Source organism: Bacteroidota bacterium, assembly GCA_018266755.1.
Classification (GTDB): domain Bacteria; phylum Bacteroidota; class Ignavibacteria; order Palsa-1295; family Palsa-1295; genus JAFDZW01.
In genome coordinates this window covers 326,412-348,768 of record JAFDZW010000005.1, presented here as the reverse complement: position 1 = coordinate 348,768, position 22,357 = coordinate 326,412, and the positions used below count along the sequence as shown (strand labels likewise).

Annotated in this window: 18 protein-coding genes; 17 read left to right on the top strand and 1 reads right to left on the bottom strand. The window is 46.3% G+C overall.

From position 1 onward, the window contains the following. Positions 1 to 135: 135 nt before the first annotated feature. The 10 genes from JSS75_06085 (at position 136) to JSS75_06040 (ending at position 9,652) form a co-directional block, all read left to right on the top strand. A complete protein-coding gene (locus tag JSS75_06085) occupies positions 136 to 1,191 on the top strand; it encodes a hypothetical protein (protein ID MBS1903253.1) in 1,056 nt (351 codons plus the stop codon). 25 nt (positions 1,192 to 1,216) lie between these two features. Next, the gene (locus tag JSS75_06080; GenBank protein MBS1903252.1) at positions 1,217 to 3,178 is read left to right on the top strand and encodes a VCBS repeat-containing protein; all 1,962 of its coding nucleotides are present in this window, start codon (positions 1,217 to 1,219) and stop codon (positions 3,176 to 3,178) included. Positions 3,179 to 3,187: 9 nt separating this feature from the next. Then, positions 3,188 to 3,619 (top strand): hypothetical protein, encoded by a 432-nt coding sequence (locus tag JSS75_06075; protein MBS1903251.1) that lies wholly within the window; start codon positions 3,188 to 3,190, stop codon positions 3,617 to 3,619. Positions 3,620 to 4,635: 1,016 nt separating this feature from the next. Continuing rightward, on the top strand, positions 4,636 to 4,848 hold the full coding sequence (locus JSS75_06070) for a hypothetical protein (GenBank protein ID MBS1903250.1): 213 nt from the start codon (positions 4,636 to 4,638) through the stop codon (positions 4,846 to 4,848). Next, positions 4,848 to 5,588, top strand: coding sequence for a replication protein (locus JSS75_06065; GenBank protein ID MBS1903249.1), 741 nt, complete (start codon positions 4,848 to 4,850; stop codon positions 5,586 to 5,588). The genes JSS75_06070 and JSS75_06065 overlap by 1 nt, the downstream gene beginning before the upstream one ends. 53 nt (positions 5,589 to 5,641) lie before the next feature. After that, complete coding sequence (locus tag JSS75_06060) at positions 5,642 to 7,513, top strand: AAA family ATPase (GenBank protein MBS1903248.1); 1,872 nt, start codon at positions 5,642 to 5,644, stop codon at positions 7,511 to 7,513. A 167-nt stretch (positions 7,514 to 7,680) separates the two neighbouring features. Then, a complete protein-coding gene (locus tag JSS75_06055) occupies positions 7,681 to 7,920 on the top strand; it encodes a hypothetical protein (GenBank protein MBS1903247.1) in 240 nt (79 codons plus the stop codon). Positions 7,921 to 8,026: 106 nt separating this feature from the next. Further along, positions 8,027 to 8,503, top strand: coding sequence for a hypothetical protein (locus JSS75_06050; GenBank protein MBS1903246.1), 477 nt, complete (start codon positions 8,027 to 8,029; stop codon positions 8,501 to 8,503). Between the two features lie 29 nt (positions 8,504 to 8,532). Then, entirely contained in the window at positions 8,533 to 8,976 is a 444-nt protein-coding gene (locus tag JSS75_06045) for a hypothetical protein (GenBank protein ID MBS1903245.1), read from the top strand. Between the two features lie 169 nt (positions 8,977 to 9,145). Further along, complete coding sequence (locus tag JSS75_06040) at positions 9,146 to 9,652, top strand: hypothetical protein (GenBank protein MBS1903244.1); 507 nt, start codon at positions 9,146 to 9,148, stop codon at positions 9,650 to 9,652. Positions 9,653 to 9,718: 66 nt separating this feature from the next. Here JSS75_06040 and JSS75_06035 read toward each other — a convergent pair whose 3' ends face one another. Beyond that, the gene (locus tag JSS75_06035; GenBank protein MBS1903243.1) at positions 9,719 to 9,928 is read right to left on the bottom strand and encodes a helix-turn-helix transcriptional regulator; all 210 of its coding nucleotides are present in this window, start codon (positions 9,926 to 9,928) and stop codon (positions 9,719 to 9,721) included. A gap of 124 nt (positions 9,929 to 10,052) precedes the next feature. Here JSS75_06035 and JSS75_06030 point away from each other — a divergent pair, with 124 nt between their 5' ends. From JSS75_06030 to JSS75_06000, 7 genes are all read left to right on the top strand, one after another. Then, complete coding sequence (locus JSS75_06030) at positions 10,053 to 10,685, top strand: hypothetical protein (GenBank protein ID MBS1903242.1); 633 nt, start codon at positions 10,053 to 10,055, stop codon at positions 10,683 to 10,685. A gap of 40 nt (positions 10,686 to 10,725) precedes the next feature. Then, entirely contained in the window at positions 10,726 to 11,118 is a 393-nt protein-coding gene (locus tag JSS75_06025) for a hypothetical protein (protein MBS1903241.1), read from the top strand. Between the two features lie 215 nt (positions 11,119 to 11,333). Further along, positions 11,334 to 11,768: a hypothetical protein gene (locus JSS75_06020; protein ID MBS1903240.1), complete on the top strand. Its 435-nt coding sequence runs from the start codon at positions 11,334 to 11,336 to the stop codon at positions 11,766 to 11,768. A 15-nt stretch (positions 11,769 to 11,783) separates the two neighbouring features. After that, positions 11,784 to 14,009, top strand: coding sequence for a PrsW family intramembrane metalloprotease (locus tag JSS75_06015; protein MBS1903239.1), 2,226 nt, complete (start codon positions 11,784 to 11,786; stop codon positions 14,007 to 14,009). A gap of 284 nt (positions 14,010 to 14,293) precedes the next feature. Further along, the gene (locus JSS75_06010; protein MBS1903238.1) at positions 14,294 to 15,820 is read left to right on the top strand and encodes a T9SS type A sorting domain-containing protein; all 1,527 of its coding nucleotides are present in this window, start codon (positions 14,294 to 14,296) and stop codon (positions 15,818 to 15,820) included. Positions 15,821 to 15,994: 174 nt separating this feature from the next. Beyond that, positions 15,995 to 20,740, top strand: a complete 4,746-nt coding sequence (locus JSS75_06005; GenBank protein MBS1903237.1) for a T9SS type A sorting domain-containing protein — start codon at positions 15,995 to 15,997, stop codon at positions 20,738 to 20,740. A 309-nt stretch (positions 20,741 to 21,049) separates the two neighbouring features. After that, the gene (locus tag JSS75_06000) at positions 21,050 to 22,309 is read left to right on the top strand and encodes a hypothetical protein (GenBank protein ID MBS1903236.1); all 1,260 of its coding nucleotides are present in this window, start codon (positions 21,050 to 21,052) and stop codon (positions 22,307 to 22,309) included. Positions 22,310 to 22,357 lie beyond the last annotated feature (48 nt).

The window sequence follows — 22,357 nt, the reverse complement described above, 5'->3', positions numbered from 1 at the left end:
GGGGGTTCCAATAGTGTCTCTATTAAGAGTGCACTATTTCCACTATTACCACTCACTATGAAATCATTCCGCATTGTGGCTGTGCTGGCAGCCGTGTTCTATGTATGGGGTTGTAAGAGTTCGACGGAAACGACGGTGGATCATCTTTCGTATGATTCCGATGGAAACGTAGTCCTTCAGCCGCCCGCACCGGGAGAGGGAATCCAGATTATGGTCGACACATTTGCTGTCCCCTATGGCAAAGAGATTCAAGGAGATTTTTATTTCCAACTTCCGAACGATGTCCCTATTTATGTCGATCATATTGAGATCGCGATGAATAAGGGGAGTCATCATATGAATTGCTTCAAGACCGACCTGAAGTTTCAACAGGGGCAATTCGGCGATACTACCCCGGTGACAAAACACCGGATGATGTTTACCCATGATGGCAAGATCGACACGGTGATGGCCGATAAACAGATGTCGTTTTATGTGACGACAGTCTGGAATAACTCGGACATGATGGTTGAGGCTCAGGTTGATCACCTCAACTGGAATCTTGCAACACTTCCTACCGACACGAGTACACCGGAAAATCTGCGTGGTAAGCAGACTGTTGTGCGGCTTGAGCCGCATCAGAACATGATTATCGAGAATCATTATGTAAATGCGGACGTGCAGACTACGCCAAATGGTAAGGGTAAGATTTATATCAATCTCTATTTTGCGAAGTCGGCGGATATTATTCCAGCCTCGATGTATGTTGGGCGCTACGTACATCTCCAGATTCCGCCGCATTCAACGGATTATGCATATCCGAAGAACTGCGTTTTCCCCGTCGACCTTCCTCGGCCTATCTATATTCTCGGTATGACGGGACATTACCACGCTCACGGAAAGAGTTTCTTCGTAGATGTCGTTCGACAGAAGTTTGATGAGTTCGGCCAGTTGAAAGGTTACGACTCGATTCCTGTCATACCCAAAATTTATGTAAATTCTACATGGAATGAGCCTCCGTTCGTTTCTTATGACAAGCCGATCAAACTGGATACAGGAGAGACACTACGGTATACTGCCGTCTTTTACAATCCATCCGATACAGCTGTAAACTTTGGCGGGCATGTCTTATACCAGGAACATGATAATCTCTTTGCTTGGTTTGTTCCCGCATGGAATAATGGAAAGACTGTCCGTGATGACAACGATTAGCGGATTATTTGAATGAGGTAAAAACATGACGAAATCTTCCCCGATTCGTAGTGCGACCTTTGTGCTCGTATGTATACTGGTTGGGCCGATGCTTGCATCGGCCCAATATCGTTTCGAAGAGGCTACGCTGAAGTCCGGGCTCAAAGCCTCGAGTTCACAGCCTTCCGAGATTGGCCCTGGTCCTGTCGTGTTCGACTACGATAACGACGGCTGGGACGATATCTACACTGTCGGTGGAACGTCGCCGGACCATCTTTGGCATAATAACCACGATGGGACGTTTACCGATGTCGCAGATTCTAACTTCAAGAATAAGTTCAACACGAATAGCTATACTCGTGGGGGCTGTGCGTTAGACTATGATAACGATGGACTGACCGACATCTACGTCTGCTGCGAACGCCACGATTTTCTGCTGCACAATCTTGGTGGCGGGAAATTCGAAGATGCGACAAAAAAAGCACAACTAATCACCACACTAAGTCTCAACGAATCGAACGCTGCGAGCTTCGGGGACTTTGACGGCGATGGCGATAATGACATCTTTGTCGCCCGATGGATCGAGGAGTACCGCTTCGACCAGCCCACAGGGAATGCGCCGACTGGCTATGCACACAAAGGGTTCAAGGACTACTTCTATGTGAACCATGGCAATGGCACATTTGCCGAAAGTGCCGGTGCGTTCCATATTGACGGCGATACAGGCTGTGGGAACATTGCGCTCTTCTTCGATTATGACCGCGATGGCGATTTGGATCTGTTGGTTGGTAACGATTTCGGTGTTGCGCTGCTTCCGAATGCGGTCTATAAGAATATGCTGATGGAGACCGGAACAGCGACGTTCGTCGATGTGACGGATTCGATCAACATGAAGAACAAGCTCTTTTGCATGGGCATCGCACCGAACGATTTTAACCGCGACGGTAAATTCGATTTCTACGAGACCAATATCGGCGAAGAATATCTGATGCAGAACATGGGGGATCACTTCGAGAATGTGTCTGCGCAAGTGAACGCCCCCAATGGCCGCAACCGGGGTAATCCGGACTACATGACCGTGAGTTGGACCCCGCTTTTCTATGATTATGACAACGACGGTTGGGAAGATGCCTTTATCGTACACGGATTCGAGAAGGCGCTTTCGCCGTGGTTGACGCTCGACCCGGATACCAGTGAGTTCATCAGAAATGTCGGAGGTACGTTCATAGACTATACTGACTCTGCGTTTGTCGACCATCGGTACATGGATCTGCGCGCGCGCGGTGGTGCGATGATCGACTATGACAAAGACGGATTCCCGGATATCCTCTATGGGGCTGAGAATCAGGTCGCCGGATTTGCCTCGCGCGACTTCCGCCTCTTTCATAATGTAACACCGTCGATTACTGCGCACCCCGGTCACGTCCTTGAGATCAAGGTAAAAGCGATGCGGACGGCGAAAGAAGGCATCGGGACGATCATCGACGTGTGGGAACATGGTATCGTGCATTCGCGACAGGTAAGCACCGGTGGCGGATTTACCTCGATGAGTACACTCACCCAACACATTGGGCTCGGGACCAGCACCGAAGCGGATTCGATCATCGTTTATTGGCCTGCCGACAAAAATCGGCATCGTCAGATCGATCGCTACTACAGTATTCCTGCCGATCAATTGATCACCTTTGAAGAGAAAATGGATAGCTCGAGCACCGGCATGGTCGCACACGAGCCGCTGCAGTTGGTTCGCTCGGTTCGCCGCACGGATCGTCCTGCATCGAACATTACTGTGTACCCACAGCCCGCTGCATCTTCGGTAACATTCGGCGGTCTGCCATTCGGTGTGAGTCGCTACGAGGTGATGAATCTGCTCGGGCAGCGCGTCGCGACAGGAGAAGTTGTCACAGACGAGCTTCGTCTCGAAACATCCTCCTTTGCGAGCGGAACATATTCGATCAGATTTTACGGATCCGACGTAGTGGCAACAACAGTATTCATAAAGGAGTAAGGAGTACCAGTGAAGTTTCTTTTTGGGGCAAGCACAGCACTATTATTGATCGGATCGCTTGTGTTTCAAAGTTGCAGCCAAAGTTCTCCGTCCGAGCCGGTGCTCAGCGATAAGTTTTCGGACATCCAGAAGCGGCTTATCACCCCGACATGCGGAGTGAGTGGGTGCCATGCGGGCGATTTCCCATCGGCATTACTCGATCTTTCTGCCGATAGTGCCTATAAAAGCCTAATGACCCATGAGCTACAAAATAGCGTTGCGATCGAGAAGTATCGGGCACTCGTTGTCCCCGGAAAGCCGGATTCGAGCTTCCTCTATATCAAGATAACGAATCCTGCGTCCGGAGAAGGAGACCGTATGCCGCAACGACTCGATAAATTGCCCCAGAACGAAATCGACGCGATCCGAAGCTGGATCAGCAGGGGCGCTCCCAACGACTGAGCTTCCCTTTGAGAATTTAGGTGCCTGACCGTAACTGCACAGCAACGTAGAGCATGATTCAATGCGGGCTATGCACAGTATCCTGTGTAGCAATATTATCGTTTGAAATGGCTGGGAAAACAGGGCGGAATGCCCGAGGTTGGTAGTAGCCTTGACGACACTATTATCGAACCAATTTCAGGCAGAATTGCGGGATTTGAGTGAATTGAACGAGATATGCAAAAAGGATCCTTTGGAAGAGCGCACGGATCCTTCTTCAGCGTCGAATTTGTAATTCCGCTTCAACATGTCCCCCGAACATTAGCTGATATAAGCGGTTTCTTCTCAGAACGGAGCGTCCTATCGAAAGACGAAGGATGATTGGTGTTGTGTCCAGACCACTTGCATTCGTGTAAACTTCTTCAAGATCAGCTTCCCATTTGATGTGATAGGAAAGTATCTTCAACAGTGGGTGTGGATACATCATGCGACCACCTAACAATAATATAGGGATTACAAAGTTGTGTCACTTGATTGGAAGAATTCTTTCACTATTTTTCATGATACGCTGAAAGCCTTGTGGCACAACGGTTGTAGACCTTTGCAATTTGCAGCCGATGCACTCATATGCGGAACGGCACAGGTATCATTCAATGTTTTACATATGCAATTGATTCGCATTTTGCGTTCATTGCAGTGACAAGATCATTCGTGATCAGGTCAAGATGAATCGGAGTTGTTGTACTCTTTTTTTGCTCCGGTTCGAACACAAAACTGATTGTTTGGTCGAGCTTCCTTTTCGAAGCATTTTTTTACCAACGTCAGTACGATAAATCACAAGCACTCTTTTTCAAGGGCTTGGATGCGTTCGTACGTCAATTGGTAAATAATGCCGAATCGGAAGCTTTTGTCGTTTTGATAATGGCCTTCCAGCACAGCTTCTCCGGCTGCCGCAAATGATTCTGTATTCTTCTCCAAATTGCCGATACTTACATAAACCGTAATACAATAATACATGGTGAAATACAGGTGCACAAATGGAAGAGAAGTACAATCAACAATTAGAGAAGCCGATCACATCATTCCGTTGTGATCAAGATTTGAAAGAGTTTATTGATCGCAAGGTCGCCGAGATTGTCTACGAGCATAGCAGTCGGGGAAGAATTTACAAGTATACCCGCACGGATCTGATCCTTGAAGCGATCAAGAAATATTACGGCTATCAGCAAGAGAAGGCGGAGGTACAATAATGGCTTCGCCGCAATTGGAAGATGGATATACCCGGATAGCGAACGAGTTGCTGGACAGATTTCAATATCTCGATATTTCCGGCGGTAAATGGCGCATTATCCTTGCTGTAATACGGTGTACATATGGTTTTCAGAAGTCCGATCATCAAATGAGTTATGACTTCCTTTCGAAACGGACGGGATTGCATCCAACGCAAGTCCGTCGAGATGTGCGCGAACTGATTCAAATGCGGATTCTCGTAGAGGTCCGACCGCCCACGGCAAACAGTGCCCGACATCTCGGATTAAACAAGGACTACAATCAATGGGTGGGAGTGAAATTGCTCCCTGTGAGCGAATCAGCTCCCTCTGGAGTGAGTGAATCTGCTCCCTCGACAGTGAGTGAAAACGCTCCCCATATAAAGAAAATAAAGAAAGTAAAGAAAGCTTCTGCATTCCCTTCTATGGATCAAAATGCAGATAATGCCGCCGCGAGTTTCCGATCCGGCCAGCTTTCGATTTCGAAAGCCGAATCGAGTCGGCTAATGGTCGAGTATCAAATCGGACCGGACGTGCTCCAAGCGGAGTCCGAGAAGATGACAAAGTGGATCAACGACAACCCGAAAAAAAAGCCGAAAGATATTATTGGTTTCGTGGATAGATGGTTGTCGAAGTTGACACCCAAACAACCGCAGGTCGAGAAGCAACCAATCCAATATCTGACTGCAGGCGAAGAAGCATGGGTCGATAATAGAGTGTAGTCTGTAATACAGTATTACAGCTGAGAATGAACAATATGAAAGGACAATGAAATATGAAGTACAGTTATTGTGAGTTAGTAATTGGTGGAGTGCAAAATCGTAATACGGTCGTCAACTGTGAGTCGGTGCAAATGCCAGTTGGTCGTACGGATTGCTATCGGTCAGTATTTGATTTTGATGAAGATTTCAGCTTCTGGGTTAATCGAACCGGATCGGTGAAGGCGTATGCAGGTAAACACACTGCTCATGCTTTGCCATTTGATTTTGATTGCAAGGATAATTTACGAGCAGTGCAGGAGGAAACGATTAAGTTCTGCATGTATCTCGATGCACATTTTGGCATTGATCCAAACTGCCTGCGCATCTATTATTCCGGGTGCAAAGGATTTCACGTGTTTTTACCAATTGAGCTATTCGGAGCGATTACGCCACGGTATAATTTCTCACAGATAGCAGCAGGAATCGTTGATGATATTGCAGGCACATTTACCTACATGGATGACTCCATTTATTCGACAACAAGTCTATTGCGCTTACCGAATACGAAAAATAGCAAGTCAGGTTTGTTCAAGATTCCCTTGTCATATATTGAACTGAAATCGCTGGATACTGAAGCGATCAGAAAGCTTGCAGCATCGCCAAGACTTGATTTTGTCTTCCCTGCGTATGAGTGTAAAGAGCTTCCAACGCTCGTTGATTTGTACCAAAAGTGGTCAAAGCATGACTTCACGGTGAAGTCGAAAGTACAAGAAGAAAGCACAGAGCGCCGATCTCCGAAGGCGAACTTTGAAGAGTTACTCCGAGGAGTATCTGACGGAGCACGAAATCGCTCGGCAATGCAATTGTGCGGAACCTTGATTCAGCGTGGGATGAAGGAATTTGAAGCCGAAGCTATTTTGCGAATGTGGAATAAACACAACGAACCGCCAATGTCAGAACAAGAATTGATTGGAGTCGTTGAAAAAGCCTATGCGCGATACGCAGATGTGTCAAAAGGTGATCTGAGCGAGGATATTTACAGCATACAGGAAGCAGTGGAAAAGTACTGGCAGTATTCTCAGCGGATTAGCGAACGTAAGGTTATGACGGGCTATCCGATTCTTGACAGCAAACTACGTGGCATTGCTCCCGGAGAAGTATTAGTAGTACAAGGCAAAGCTGGTGGCGGCAAATCTGCGGGAGCGCAGAATTTCGCGCATAACTATGCAAAGGCGACAGGTCAGCCAGTCTTGTTCTTCTCGATGGAAATGCCGATAGTTAGTGTCGTGGAACGTGCGATTCAGATTGAACTTGAATTGCAGGGTGCGACGGTGGAACAATCCTTCATCGAAAGCACTGACGGGATACCAGAACTGGCAAAGATGATATTCTCAAAGTTGCCGAATCTATATACGATTGAGAAAAGTGGCTTGACAATCGACAAGATTCGACAATACATCGAATTCGCCGAACAATCAATATACCAAAAAAAGACCGGGCTGGTCGTAATCGACTATCTTGGACTCGTACAGGGCGTGGGGAATAATCTTTACGAACGCGTATCGAGTGCTGCCAGAAGCATCAAGGATCTCGCCAAACAGCTGGATGTGCCGATCATATTCTTGACGCAGATAAACAAAAGTAAGGCAGATAACGAACGGCCAGATATTAACAGTAGCCGTGATTCGGGAAGCATAGCAGAAGCAGCTGATTTCATGCTGTCAATATGGCAGGATGATGAACGCGAAGTGAAGAGTCCAGAAATGGTAAACGTTACGATTACAATCACGAAGAACCGCAAAGGTGGCAAAGGCGACGTACCATTCATGATGAACCGGAAGACGATGCGTTTTAGTGAAGACTCTGAACCAGTCTTGAAAAAGAAGCCGAATGCTTTGCAAACAGATCCACTCTCAATCGGGACTTCACAGCCTTCGCTCAACTAAAGTAGACCCTTTATCCCTAACAATCGGCTGCTGGTAGTCTTCCACCGGACTATTGCAGCCGATTCCTTTTTCACTATCCTCCATGAAAATCATGACAAAGTGACACCATCGCATTTATTGCGGTATTTATCAATATCATCATTCAACATTCATTAGGAGTAAGTCGTATGGAACAGACCATTGTATCAACATTACCAAAAGCGCAGCACATATCCTTCCATTGTCCGGGATGGTTGGTTGCCGCTATTGATAAAAGCATAGCAAAGACAGTCATCGCAAATAGCACTGAAGACAAATTGCTGAAATACACGAGATCGGAAATGATAATTGATTCAATCATCCGTGCAAACGACTTCCACGACCCGACAACAACTGAAAAGGCATTGCCAAACAATCCAAACGAATGAAGCAGATGCAGATCATGATGCAAGCAGAAGTGAACGCTATCATCGTACCAGCTGATTTATAATAGGATGATGAATGGACAAGCACACATTTAGACCGAAGCAGAATATGATTGTACTCAAAGAGCTAAACATCGACCGGATACCCATATTCGAGCAGCCAACGACTCTTGTGTCGACGGATTCGCAAGGCAAGCGCCATTATGGTACAAATATTCGTCATCAGACCATCGAGGAGTTGCTCCTATACCCCATCGAACAGATCTTATCAATCGCGTCGGCTGTGAACGACGATCCAGCAGCAATCCCGGATCTCATCGAGCAGGCGCAAGACTTCTTTGTTCCGGGTGCGGCAACATCCGCAATTCTTGGATATCTTACAAAAGTCAAGGGCATTCGCGATTCCGTGCCGCTCAATATCGTAGCCTACAAAAACCATGCAATCGTCCAGATCTCCGATGATGGCAGAAGTGATACGATATGCTTCTTAATGCAGCAAAATGAGAAGGGCAAGTTCAGGACTGTAAACGTCCTCGACAATGTCGATCTCTTAGTAACGATGCTTACAATCGCAGACAATACCTAAACACATTTTCAACTTCACTCACAACCATTATGCCCACAGAGCAATCTACCAACATTACCGAAAACAACTCAACCAATGTAATTCATGTCAACTTTGTGACCGGGCAAAAATCATCGCCAATAGATGATGCCATTGTCGATTCAATCAGGGACACTGCAATACGACTATTTCGCTTATCTGAAGCCGGAGCAATTCTGGATTCAGAGGACGAAACGAACGCATTGATTGCTCTCAAATACCTATCCAGCAATGAGCTGTCCGAACAAGATCTGAGAAAGAGTCTTACGATCCTCGCGAATGATTATGTCAAATTGTTGTCGGCAAAGATTCGGAACAAGGTAGCAACCGTCGAATGTCAGGTTCGCCCGAATGACGGAGAAGATTATGCAGTCACACTGCGACTTGCAAAAGAGAATGATCGGTTTGTGCTTGCCGTTGTGCCACGAGCGAAGACATTAAGTGATGAATCGTGAGAGTGATTCCGGATCGTATCAATATCACCTAATACCGTTCGCTCGATGATCGTAATAGTGTAAAATGGTCTCAGAATATTTTGGTAAAAACGAAATATGGTAATAGTTATAATGAAGATCGGCACGGTGCTGATCAATATTGAGAAATCATCATATACGGAGACCAAATATGAAGACGAATACAAATACGTTTACTCGCATTATTAGTCCGGCAATGCTCTTAGAACAATTGTTGAGCAGCTATTCACAAAATCCTTATCATGTCGACATGAGTAGGTATTTTGCAGACGAAATCGTGAAGTTGCCTAATGCAGAATGGATCTTGCTGGAATTTCTGAACAAAGGCTTGCACTATGACATCATAACGTGTCATCTATCCGACTGCAGGGATCATGGTAGACTCGAAATAATCCTCTTTGACCCAAATGACAAAGAAGATCGCGGTCAACAGGCGTATCTGAAGATTGCCCGATCCTCAGATCATACTTGGAAGATTCAGGATATTCGATTGATTGTGCCCGGTTCAGTAGGTGTAATCGAAGGGTATATCGAGTCGGTGTTCGGCCTTGATACAAAGGCAGAAGCAGAAGAGATTAGAGCAAATAGCTACGAGATTGTTATCGAAGACGACGAGGATGATTATTTTGATGAAATGCCCGGATTCTCGGTAAACTAAGAGTGGTCTCACAAATAAAGCCCGGTCGGTGATCAGAGATGGTTGCTGGCCGGTTTTTTTATTGCTTCAATGTTCGATGAAGAACTCGAAAAGTTTGTGATCAACGAGCTTTGCCATTTGCTCCAACAGCCTAATGCTTGGATATTCAGTACCGTGTTCGAGCCTACTGATGAATTCGTTTGAGACTTTAAGTCTGACCGCAAGTTTCTCTTGAGTCCAGTCGATTTCCTTCCTGAATCGCCGAATGTTGATCCCTATGATTTTCCTTGCGTCCATCGACGCAAATATGCCGTATATTCGTTTGAAAGGGTTTGATGTAGTACATCAAATATGACATTTTCTTGGCTTGAACTGAAAATTGCAGGCATAAGACGGCATCATTTACTATTCGTTGATCATCATGACACATCTACATCAATTGAAGTATATCGCCATTGTGATCTGTATCACAACATTCATCGGCTGCGGTAAGACTGACGAAGGAAAGGCAACTGCTCAGAAGTCCGTGGATACGAGACCGAGCAGCGATTCAATGATGACTCCACCACCAGCGGTTGCACCGGATAAGTCTAATGCAGAATCTGCTGTGGCCGTCCTTCAGGCGCAGGTTGATTCGCTCAAACGCATCACTGATGGCAAGGAAGAGAAAAGTGGCTCCGCGACCAAGCTTGGTTACATAGCAGATGTCATGACGCAGATGAGGCGGTTTAACGAGATGGTCGAAAATGAGGAGATGTTCGCAGGAAGAGAGTATACATTTAGTGCGACTGTGAAAGGTGACGATAAAGGTCAGCCAATGGAAACAAAGGACGAAAGTGGGATAATGGTCTGTGTTGGCAATATGTTTCCTGATGGGATTATCTTCTTGTGCGGCCAAAATGGAACATCTTACAAAACCATACCTGCGTTTACACATCTTAAGGCAGGAGACAATGTAGCCTTCACAGGAAAGTTTATGGGTGTTTATCACATCAAGTCAGCGAAAGCACCAGCGGCAGTAATCACTGCGTCGGTCGGCAAGAAGATGGACTGACGGGCGATCATGAATAACCACGTAAAGAAGGAATATGACTATGACTCTACCGGAAAACAATACTGCTTCCAAGAAACGCGGTCCATCAGTTGGTGACTTTCGAGAAGCGCAAGTTCAGCGAATTATCGGGTCGGCGTACAGTGTGATCCTTTCAGCTGTTGGTCTTGTAGTTGCGTTGTTTTCGGCGTACTTGATCTACCAGCTATTCGCCGGGCAAACTGGAGCGCAATCACTTGGTTTCGGAATGTTGACTGCAATGGTCGCCGCTCTCTTGCTCGTGAATGCACTGACGCTAATAGGTATTGGCGCTCTGCTATCATCTGTTAACAATATTCAAACGAACACGCATATCAGCGCATTTCTCCTTCAACGGCAGGAAGCAATGAATCTTGCATATCATCTGGACGATGACGATTCCCAAGAAGGAAAGTAAACGGATTCAATGAGCGACATACTCCGAGTATCAATCGCTGATCTTAAGGCAGTCGATGGAGATCCGATGTCGATCAAAGACATCGCTAATCAAACGGAAGATCTTCAACTGCTGGCTGTCAACAATGACCCGGAGACGATTCAGTTCATAAGTAACCCTTTCCAATCTGTGCAAAAAGCAGCGGTCGAACGCGATCATCATACTAACCACCGATCATGAAAACACTACTGTACTCTTTGCTCGTCTTAGCAGTCGTCACAAGCGCTCCTTGTGCATTCGGTCAAAAAACCGTCACGACAACGCACAAAGATGCTCACGGCAATTCTGTTGGTACGTCGCAGCAAAAAGGGAATATGACGGTGAATAAGGATCGGCACGGAAATACAATCGGCTATGAGGAGAATAGGAATGATCGGACAACTTATAGGGATAGTCACGGCAACACCACAGGATCGGCTGTTCAACAGAAGAATATCACCATATACAAGGATCAGAACGGCAATGCAATAGGCAGCGCTACCAGACAGGGAAACGAGGTCATATACAAAGATGCTCATGGCAATGCAACTGGGAGAGACGTTGTCAATGGCAACACTATCGTTCACAAGGACAAACACGGAAATACGACCGGGACATCCATTAAGAAGTAGTCGTCGATTAACATCATGCCTGAAACAGAAGCTAAAGATCCTGCAACTGAAGACCTACTGCAACGGCTGAAAGGCATCTTCATCGAGCAGACAGATGAAAAGCACTGGTACTTTCGCAGACCAATACTGGCTATCTTCACTGCATTAGTTGCAGCTGTCGTCGTTGTCAACGTCTTCTTTATACGTCCAGCATCACTTGATCATCTCAGCAGGCTCGAACAAGCCAAATATTACGACGATCACAATTGGCCGAGCCATGCTCTTGCGATCCTTGACGACTTACGAACTGGAGATTCGCTGAATATCGACAATCATTTCTGGCTAATTGATTCACATATGTCAATGCCGGATGAAGTCAAGGATGATGATTCAAAGAAAGTAACCTATCGGAATGATGATTCACTCACGCAACACTATTACCAATGGTCGAGGAGATCTGATCAAGGCCAAGCCGACATCGGGTTCTATTGCTTAGGATTGATTCAAAGCCATTTGAAGCATTACCCAGAAGCACTTGCCGCGTTCGCCAGCGTCAAAAATAGGTCGCTCAAATATCTCAACAATTCCATTGGTCATGTGTATCTGGGTATAGCGATGTCACATGAAACAGCTAACGCAGATTCGATACGACGAGCCGAAACGTTCTTCCGGAATGAAATAGCATTGAATGGCAATCTTCCCGGCGCTGCAAGCAATCTGCTTAAATGCTTGGTCCTTACTGATCAGTGGGAGGAAGTCGTAAAGGTTCTGAGCCATGATCCTCGAATGCTTCAATATTGCCCTTCAGAAGTTTTCAGGCTTGCATATTTCAATACGAATGACTTCATTGGGTATATCAACGGACTGTTCAGGACATTGGAGGTCAATTTGAATTGGCAGGGTTTTATTGCAGCATTACTGATCCTAATAGCATGGCTTGTCTATCTTCGTGATATTGATCTGTATGGATCCGAAAAATGGCGGTATTTGATCGGTACGTGTGTATTGGGTATGCTTTGCTCGATCATCGCCTTTCCATTGTACGATTATCTCAGTCATCTCATCGGAAGTAACTATCACTCGAATATCCTGACAGATGCTCTTTACTGTGTTTTTGGGATAGGACTGATCGAGGAAAGTGTAAAGATCCTGCCATTATTGATCGGCTTGCTCTTATTCAAGGATGAAATAGCTGAACCAATCGACTTCATCATATATGCTTCGGTTTCCGCGCTTGGATTTGCATTCGTGGAGAACTTGATGTATTTTGAAAGAGATGCTATCAACATTGTTCATGGCAGGGCATTGATCAGTGTGTTCGGCCATATGTTCTTCTCTTCAATTGTCGCATACGGGATCATTCTTTCAAGGTACAAAGGAAAGTCGCGGATTCGATATGGGTTCTTGGGCGGTCTTCTTCTTGCAGCACTTTGTCATGGCTTCTTTGATTTCTGGCTCCTGAGTCCGGCTGTGAAGAGCGCCAGCTGGATCAGTCTTGTCTTCATGGTGTTCTGTGTGGCGCAGTATGCAATATTTGTTTCGAATGCGTTAAGCATCTCACCATACTACTCGCCTGATCGGAAGTTCTCGGCACATAGCTTGAAGATTCATCTTCTTTATCTGCTTAGCTCCGTTTTGCTCATCGAGTATCTGTTCTATTCCTACGCAGCAGGGCGTTCAGAAGGGAATGATCAACTTGTTGCGTCCATGTTCAGCGGTAGCTTCCTGATGTTCTGGTTCTCAGACAGATTTGGGACAATTCAGGCAGACCCTTCGAACTGGCGAGTTGGTGCGGTCGCGTTGTTCAGAAAGGAATTCAGAGAGTCTGAGCTATGGGAATCTGGGATGAGTGCCCTTGTCTTCGGAGTTATGTTCGCTTTCGGCTTTGGCTTTGTTAAGCTTGTCATGCATCAGCCAGCATACGCATTGATCTATGCTGCACAATATATTATTAGCGGTCTCTTTCGTTCAACGGACAAAGATGAGAAACTATATGAAGCAGAAACAAGCGCGAACAGGAAGGTAACATTGTTCATTGAGAAGAATGGCGATCAGAAGATCTTATGTGTTCGCTGCGCCGATGTGATCACGAATGTGATTGTCTGCAACGGTGATGGTGGCAAAGTATTGTCACAACAGTGCGATGGGAAGGCAGGAGAAGATCAATTGATCACATTGCCGGACCTGCCGCCCGGAAAATACACAATGAGCGTTGATACTGACAATGGCGTTGAGACGGCATCGTTCTCGATCATTGAGTGATGGGAATGACAGTAGCATTTGGCTCTTACTCATCATTGGCAATGATTGCAGAAATAGTAACCCATTCCGGCCACAATGCGTCAACATCGCAGGAGAGAATTGTGCGAGAGAAGAGGTTGAATTGACATCAATTTGATGCAATATTTGCTGGCTTAGCGTGTTTGAAAATGGGTCATGAAGGATTGACCTGACACAGAATGAAAAAACATTGCGCCATATCGACGACAAAGGTGTCTTATTGTTTTATGAGAGTTCTCTTGGTCATCGGGTTCTTGTTCGTTATTGTGCCAAAGCTATCTGCTCAAGGCGCTGCAGATCCGAATGCGATTGATTTGAGCGGCAGCATGGATACAATCGCTGTCGGAAATGACTTGTCTGGATTCTTGAACATCGGAAGGCAGAATAGTGATCAGTGGGAGGACTTCATAATCAAGGGAAACTCTGATTCTGCGACAATCCGGTACGGAGGTGATTTGATTCTTGACTCAAGTCCTGCACCGTGTATCGGTTGCGCAGTCGGCTGTAACCCAGTGTTGTTCGGAGATTTTAATGGGGATGGGATTGGCGATATTATTGATGCTCTCTTTAATGCAGTATATCTGGGAGTTAATTCGAGCATGCACTTTGGCTCGTCGTACTCGTCACGTCTTGCGTTTCATGGTAGTCTTCAGAGATTTATTGGTGCCGTCCATTTCGATCAGGTGTCATTCACTGACCTCTTATCTCAAGGTTCGGATGGCCTGCATAATTTCATTTTGCGTTACACAGGCAGTAAAGAGTTCGGATCAATGCCATTCATGTTTGCAAATGATTCTCTTGTCCTTGATAAGCCGTCACTTTATGCAATGTGGACTATGGTCACAGGTGAGTTCAGGTCAGTCCATGAGTCTTCGGTGCTGTTCACGGATGGGCCGCGGACGTACATGGTTAACATGGCAAACCATCACTTACACGATAATCCGATTAAACTAATCTCCGATAGCGCGAATGGTGGCATCGTAGTTAAGAGTATGTATGCTACAGACATTACCGGAGATGGAGTGACCGATCTGATTGTTTCCGATGGACTAAGACTCTATATCTTCAAGGGTGATGAAAGCTTTGGAACTGTCGCACTTTCACCAGAAAACGCCTTCTACACGATCAAGTCGCCGCGTCTAACCGACTTCGGAAACTACGGCTTTCTTAACCCAGATTTTGGTCTGCAAATGAGAGCAGTTGGTGATCTTTCCGGAAGCGGCGTTCCGTATCTGGCAGTCACTACTTCCCAATCGGCTGGTGGTATATCAGCAAACTACATATTCTTTTATGCTGGTGGAAAAGCGCTTGATAGTCTCTTTGATGCTTCCATCAAAATCGAGTGTAACGGTCTGGGCAACATAGATACGCTGCATACCATCAACACGAGCGGACGAACTGTATGTCTGGTGAATGATTTCCTTGATGCAAATGCAAACCATCAGGATCTTGACCTGCTTGTATCGCGAAATTGCGAAACCATTCCTCATCGGACGAATCCTGCTATGGATGGATCAGTGCTATGGAGAAGTCCCGAACAGAACACAGTGGTAATGTCGCCGTCGCTGGCAGACAAGTTTAGCAGATGTAACATTAGCACGTCGATCAGTGGAGACGGTACGCTGACTGTCTTTAACCTGCTTGGAAATAGCGTCGCAAAGAGAGCGGTTATACTGGACGGAAATCACGATATTGCCTATTTTAATACCGAAGGATGGCCGACCGGGACGTATGTTGTTCGGCTTGAAATAAACGGCTTCCAAGTATCGACCAAGTTCATTGTTCATCATTGACATCAACAACAACCGTATCCATCAACAGTACAATTGGAGTATCGTATGAAAACTCGCATATTACTTGTGCTTCTATTTTGCGCGTTGACCTCAACAGCGTTTGCGCAGAATCCTGATTCATTGAAAGCCATTTGCCCATACTCGATCTTTCCAGTCGGAGGATTGAGATACCCTGTGGCAGATACGCTCCAGCACATGCTTGGTATGAACTTCAATTGGTGGGGATTCGCAGGAAGCGATTCGGCAGTCAAATTCACATTGCAATCGCAACCAATTGATGACACGAGCTACCATGTCGCCGATCCATTCTACTATGACACGACACATGCGCCCGTATTAGTCGCACCATACTCCATCCTGCTTTCTGCAGCATACGGCGTAGACGTTCGTGTGTACCTGCCCGGAACGAGCGACAAGACAAGTGAGTACACGTACGGATGGAAGAATAAGGCTGGGAGCTTGATTTCACCGTCAGATCCGGAATGGTTTGTGGACACCGCAGGAATACCTTCAGGTCAATATATCTTGAGTGATCTTTCTGGTGTTCTGGGCGTGAACGCCGACGCGACGATTGATCCCTATACTCCGGGCGGATGGGGTCAACCAGTTCTCAATCCAACACACGTAGGAAGCTATTCATACGAACTGGTTTATTATTTTGCTCCGACGGATACGTCATCGGTTGGAGACAATGACGCTCTATATTCGGTTGAGTATTGGATAAGGAAGGCGAGTGATACAGGCTATGTGCTAATAGTTGCCGATACGATAACGAAGGCCAAATACCGGACGTTATCCATCGCAAGCACTCAAGCGGCTGGACATTTCATCACAGCTGAATACCTTGCCAAGTGGACGGGACAGCAAAGTCATAATTACAAAATTCAGAAGCGAATCCTGAATGTCCGGAGCTACTACGAGGACGGAAGAGATGTTGGAGACTTTGGTAGACCACCTTCAGTAGATGTTCGCGTTCGCACTTTTCACAAGTTGCCAATCTACGTTCGACTGTTACGAATTCGGGATTGGGTAGGTCAACGTCTTCTTACTCGTGCTGCCGAGTCTCAGCTATATTTTCCAATATACCATCTCCTACACTATCTAAATAACGATTCAATTGCATCTTGGACGGTCGGCAATGAAATTGACGTAAAGGCATTTCATGCTTGGTCGTATTTGAATGATCAATGTGTGCGACTTCATGCACCGAGAGCCAATGTTCTTGCACCGATCTCCTACGAGCTATTGCAACGAGTTATGCATGACCAAATGGAATATTCTAATGGCACGAATATCTATCCGGCAAATCTTTGGCATGAATGGACTCCATTCACAGGGGAGGGTTGGAGAACGGCGTGGGATACGACCAGCAGTGGTTATCCTAAACGGTATTGGGCCTATCAGTCATCCCAGAGCTATCCATCAACACCAATGCCTTTTCCATTCGCTCCTGCAGGGGATACTGTAAAGCCATTTCTTAAGGGCATCTCAATTATGAATGACTACACAAGCTACACGTATCATTGGCAGAACGACATTATCGGTTACAATTCAGACATGTTCGGGGGCGGACGCGGAGATGCACAGACGCAGTTTAACCGAAGTCAGGCTTGCTACCTGTACGATGTGCAACATCCACAACCATACCTTCTAATGGCACAAGCAAATCCGTTCCGATGGACGATCCGTCGATGGGCAACCGACGATGCACTTCATTCGGGAGATTCTGTACTGTACGGTCTTGTATATGATTCGGTGAGAGCCTATTGGAAGACACAAGGCAAAAGCGATTGGGATGCTCACGTTCTCGCCGCAGCCAAAGCGGATACGAATGTTGATTCACTTTACAATCGGCGAGTTGTCGTCCCGTATCTGAATCGGCATGCTGGTACAAACGTCTACTGCGAGGACTCGATGTTTGACCCGATTTGGATCAACCGAGCTACAACTGCTGCAGAAGCGGATTATCAATTTTGGAGCGGCGTTCAGCACGGTATGAAGGGGTATGTAGTGAACATTGCGTACGATGATCGCCAAATCCAAAATGGAATAATATTCGACACCACTGGCTTTGGCGGTAGAGATAGTTTAGTTAGATCGCAAGACAGGACGTGTATCACAATCCAGCAGTGCGACATCAAGCTTGCTGGTTCCGACTCGATTTACATTCGGCACTCTGCCGATTCAACGGGAGCGTGGTATTGTAACACCTATCGCTATACTGAGCTTCCTCCCGGTTTTAAAGAGATGTATCCAACCTTCAGGTCGATTATCAATGAAGAACTTGCTCCTATTGTGCACACACTTGCCGGACTAAGTTGGAAGGGCGCATTATCATGGCATATGCGTGATTCGACTCCGACAAATCTTGCGATACTTCCAATCAGGAACGTTCGTTCTGCGACACTGACGGGATCAGTTGATTCAGATGCGGAGACATACGTTGATATTGGAATTAGCAAACTTCCTTCCGACTCGACGGCGACATACATAACACTACTGAATCGGCGACTCTGGTGTGATCCTCTCGATACGCTTACTACAGACTACCGTACGATCTCGTTCATTGTTGATTCGACCAAATTTGGTAAGGCGTTTGCATCTGTATCTGATTGGCGTGTCACAGATGTATCAGGGCAAGTGCATGATACAACGATCTCTGCCCATGACACATTCTCCTTCACAGTTAAACCCGGTCAAGGAAAGCTTTTCCGCATCGCGCCAGCGATTGGTCTGCAACTTGGGCAAATGGCAACAAACACATACAACAATGCCAGACACATTGCTGCGGTTGAAACGGACACGAGCACCACTCGCTTCTTAACGACGTATCAACGTTCTGGAAAGATCGTGGTCAGCTACCCGGTCGAAACACCGAGCGGTATTTCCAAACGCTCTGTCGCGTCACCAGTAGATACGATTATTGATGGCTCAGGCTTATGCTCGACACCCGCAATCGCCTACAACAAGCCGAACAACAAGATCGGTCTCGTGTATGCTGTGACGCACTATGATACTCATAGTGGTCATAATGATACAATTGTTATTTATCACACCCAGACCACGAATACGCTGCCGTATGCATTTATTCCGGCAGTGAGACTGGACTCGTTTACAGTGCATAATTCAGGATCTGATATTCCATTTGAAGCTGCACCAGCGATTGTTCCAGCTAATAATAGCACCAACACGTTCTGGATCTCATGGAGACATCCATCGCTCGGTGGTCAGCTGACACTTGTAAATACTTCTGGTAGCAAATTGGCAAGCACAACTTTTGCAGCCACATCTTCCGGCGAACCAAAATTCATTTCATTGGCTACACATACGCCATTGGATACGGTGCATCTGGCATGGGAAGAATATACAGGGTGGGGATCCGCTGATATTTTCTACATGAACGCCGTCTATGGCAGTGGATCAATAACAAAATCAGCGATCAAGAACATCTCGAATTTCATTGCGAATACAGGCTGTGATAATGATCATTTCCCACAAATCACGGTAGACAAGCATGGTCGAGCAGGTGTGATCTGGGAAGAGAGCGAACCTCAGTTCATTCGCGGTGGAGTGACAATTCAGAAGCAGTCAGCTGTTGAACGAGAACGAGACCCTTTGAATGGCTGGTTGGGGTCGGCTATCAAATTCGTTGTTGTTCGAGATACGCTTCCGGCTGGCATAGGTTATTCGGCCCATTTGTTCCCAAATGTGGCAATGATGAGCGATAGTGTGTACTTCGATGACAATGGAGCATGGGGTTCGATATGGAGAAGGTTTATGTGGCATGATTCCATCTCAGGAGTATTCGGGTTTGCCCAATGGGGACGAAATGATTCGACTGGCGGTACTCCATTGCAACACGGCTGGGAGACGTTCAAGATGATCGAGCCATCGCTCGAACCTGCGATGGCAATGTATCATCGACGAAATGACATTCCAAGGCCAGTGCTTTATCGGGAAATTACTGATAAGGCAGGTTCAGTCGCAAAGATCAGCCAGTACGATTTTCCGCTTGCACCTGTGTCACAAACGAAGCTGCCGCAGTTTAGGATCAGTCTCATCCCGAATCTATATTGCAAAGGCGTAGTAGGCGGAAGCATGAGTTCAATTGTGATCAAGCATGATAGTAGTCAAACGGCAGTTGGCATGAGCGACCTTGCTCTGTCATCTAATACAGTAGATGTCTCATCGCCGATAGGCTGGGATGACAATCGGTACAATTCGGAATTATTTGCATTGTCAGCAGGCGATACTCTTTCCTATGACCGCTATTTTCAGGTCGGCACGTATACAGCCGGGGATACTTCGGCGATAGCTGCATCGCTTGCAGATTCGAATGATTTTGCGAAGGTGAGAATACTACTGAGAAGTAACGGTACAAATGCTCTCGTGGCTGTTCTCGACTCGGTAAATCTGTCTAAGCGCTATGGAGTTACACAATCAATCGCCGTTGGAGGAAGCACACACGGTTCATACTATGTATCAAGCGCCCCCGTCGGACTTGTGTACATGAGCATTGAAGCTTCACGTGGGAATGTCGCCGATTCGTTCAGCGTCAACAACTGCGTCGTGATGGACGGTGATTATTTGGACATGATTGCTCCAGACGCGCCGAGCTATAAGACAATTTCGCAGCCAACATCGACAGTTGTTGAACGAAAGGATCCACTCGTTACAATTGTACCGAATCCATTCACTTCCTCAACAACCGTCTCTGTCACCGTTGAGAAGGATGCGCCACTGAACGTCACACTATTCGACGCGCTCGGAAGAAAAGTTATGGAGTTGACAAATGCTCTTGCAACCACTGACAAGTATACGTACCAGCTGTCAGCCGATCAGTTGACGTCTGGCTCCTACTACGTCCGTGTTCAAAGCGGCATGGGAGTTGCTACTCGCAAGATCGAACTGATCAAGTAGTTCAGATCCTGATCAGTAATTCGAGTATGGAAAGGCCGGAGCCAACAACTCCGGCCTTTTTCATTTGTCCAAAGATTGCCGAATGGTTTCTGAAATGGATCGAGCAGGAATTGCATATATTATTGAGACGGGGCAGGAGCACCATTCCTGTGAAGCTGTAAGTAGCACAATAAATATTCAAATATTGATCAGCATAGAAAGCAGTCAACGACGATTTGATGTTTGTATAGCATAGTGACAGATGGTGTGCATTCATTAGCTACGATGGACCCGTCCGCAAACACATTCACATTATGAATTAACAGACAAATGATAACCGCTTTCACTGGCAACGAATTTGGTGATCTTACCGAATCACTCACACGCTCGGCAATGAAGGAAATCGAGCAATTGTCGGAAGCTCGTGCATTGGAGATGAATATTGAACAAATGACTCAATCCTTCCATGACAGATACGCCTTGAAAGTGATTCGAATTGATTTTGAGAATGTATACCGGGAAGAAACAGAGAAGGACATAAGTCTTTCCCTGCACCCCGACGCATTCGTCAGGGCGAGAGCCTTCGATTCAAATCATGAAACAGTGCGAAAGACATGTATTGAAGTGCACTTCCCCTATGAAGGCGATTCTAAGCTCTTCAGGTACAAGACTCATATTTCGCTCGGATTACGAACGGATATTGAGTACGATCAGCGTGATGTGTGGTTTGAACGGATTTGTTGGTACGACAATGAAGATCCTCAAGAACTCAATAAGAGCCTTCATGGCACGATCAATAGATTCAAAGCGGAGTACGAGTATGAACTTAGTGAATGGAACAAGTTCAATAGTAGCTTACGGGAGAGAATCGCTCAAGCACTAAACGAACGGAAGCAGAAGGCAGAACGAACCGGGAAGCTGCGATCCGCATTGACGATTCCATTGAAGAAGCGCAATGATATTCCAAGAACGTTCGCAGTCGCTCCGATTACACCGAGACAAAAGCTAATCGTGGTTCAGGTGCCACGCAAGACATCGACTGCACCTGAGCCTTCGCTTTCGGAAGGAATCTACAATGAGATTCTCAACACGATTCATGATGTCGGATTGGGATTTGAACGTCTGCCGTCGATTTATAGTAACAAAGGCGAAGAGGATGTCCGAGATATGCTCATGCTATTCTTGGAGATGCGGTTTGAACTGCCGATTGTAGGCGAAGCTTTCAACCGACATGGGAAGACCGATATTCTGGTGAAGTACGAAAGTCACAATGTCTTTGTCGCAGAATGCAAAGTGTGGGGAGGAGAGAAACGTCTAAGAGAGACGGATATTCCACAGCTGCTGCGATACTTGACTTGGCGAGATACGAAGACTGCGATGATTGTCTTTGTCAGAGAAGCAGGCTTCTCTGAGATCATTAAGAAGGCAGACGCAGCGGTAAAGTCTCATCCCAATTTTCTACGCGAAGTTGATCGACCGAGCGAAAGCTGGATCAACTATCGACTGCATCTGGATCAGGACAAGGATAAGGAAGTCAGTATGGCGCTGATCCTATTTCATTTGCCAAAAGCCGACACAATGAAATCATAGTCTCTACGAACGTTGCGCATCAAATATAACACATATTGAGGAAGGCAG

Excerpts from the sequence above, each read along its gene's own strand:
- JSS75_06080 (MBS1903252.1), top strand. The coding sequence starts at position 1,217 with ATGACGAAATCTTCCCCGATTCGTAGTGCGACCTTTGTGCTCGTATGT.
- JSS75_06070 (MBS1903250.1), top strand. The coding sequence starts at position 4,636 with ATGGAAGAGAAGTACAATCAACAATTAGAGAAGCCGATCACATCATTC.
- JSS75_06065 (MBS1903249.1), top strand. The coding sequence starts at position 4,848 with ATGGCTTCGCCGCAATTGGAAGATGGATATACCCGGATAGCGAACGAG.
- JSS75_06060 (MBS1903248.1), top strand. The coding sequence starts at position 5,642 with ATGAAGTACAGTTATTGTGAGTTAGTAATTGGTGGAGTGCAAAATCGT.
- JSS75_06055 (MBS1903247.1), top strand. The coding sequence starts at position 7,681 with ATGGAACAGACCATTGTATCAACATTACCAAAAGCGCAGCACATATCC.
- JSS75_06050 (MBS1903246.1), top strand. The coding sequence starts at position 8,027 with ATGATTGTACTCAAAGAGCTAAACATCGACCGGATACCCATATTCGAG.
- JSS75_06045 (MBS1903245.1), top strand. The coding sequence starts at position 8,533 with ATGCCCACAGAGCAATCTACCAACATTACCGAAAACAACTCAACCAAT.
- JSS75_06040 (MBS1903244.1), top strand. The coding sequence starts at position 9,146 with ATGAAGACGAATACAAATACGTTTACTCGCATTATTAGTCCGGCAATG.
- JSS75_06035 (MBS1903243.1), bottom strand. The coding sequence starts at position 9,928 with ATGGACGCAAGGAAAATCATAGGGATCAACATTCGGCGATTCAGGAAG.
- JSS75_06030 (MBS1903242.1), top strand. The coding sequence starts at position 10,053 with ATGACACATCTACATCAATTGAAGTATATCGCCATTGTGATCTGTATC.
- JSS75_06025 (MBS1903241.1), top strand. The coding sequence starts at position 10,726 with ATGACTCTACCGGAAAACAATACTGCTTCCAAGAAACGCGGTCCATCA.
- JSS75_06020 (MBS1903240.1), top strand. The coding sequence starts at position 11,334 with ATGAAAACACTACTGTACTCTTTGCTCGTCTTAGCAGTCGTCACAAGC.
- JSS75_06015 (MBS1903239.1), top strand. The coding sequence starts at position 11,784 with ATGCCTGAAACAGAAGCTAAAGATCCTGCAACTGAAGACCTACTGCAA.
- JSS75_06000 (MBS1903236.1), top strand. The coding sequence starts at position 21,050 with ATGATAACCGCTTTCACTGGCAACGAATTTGGTGATCTTACCGAATCA.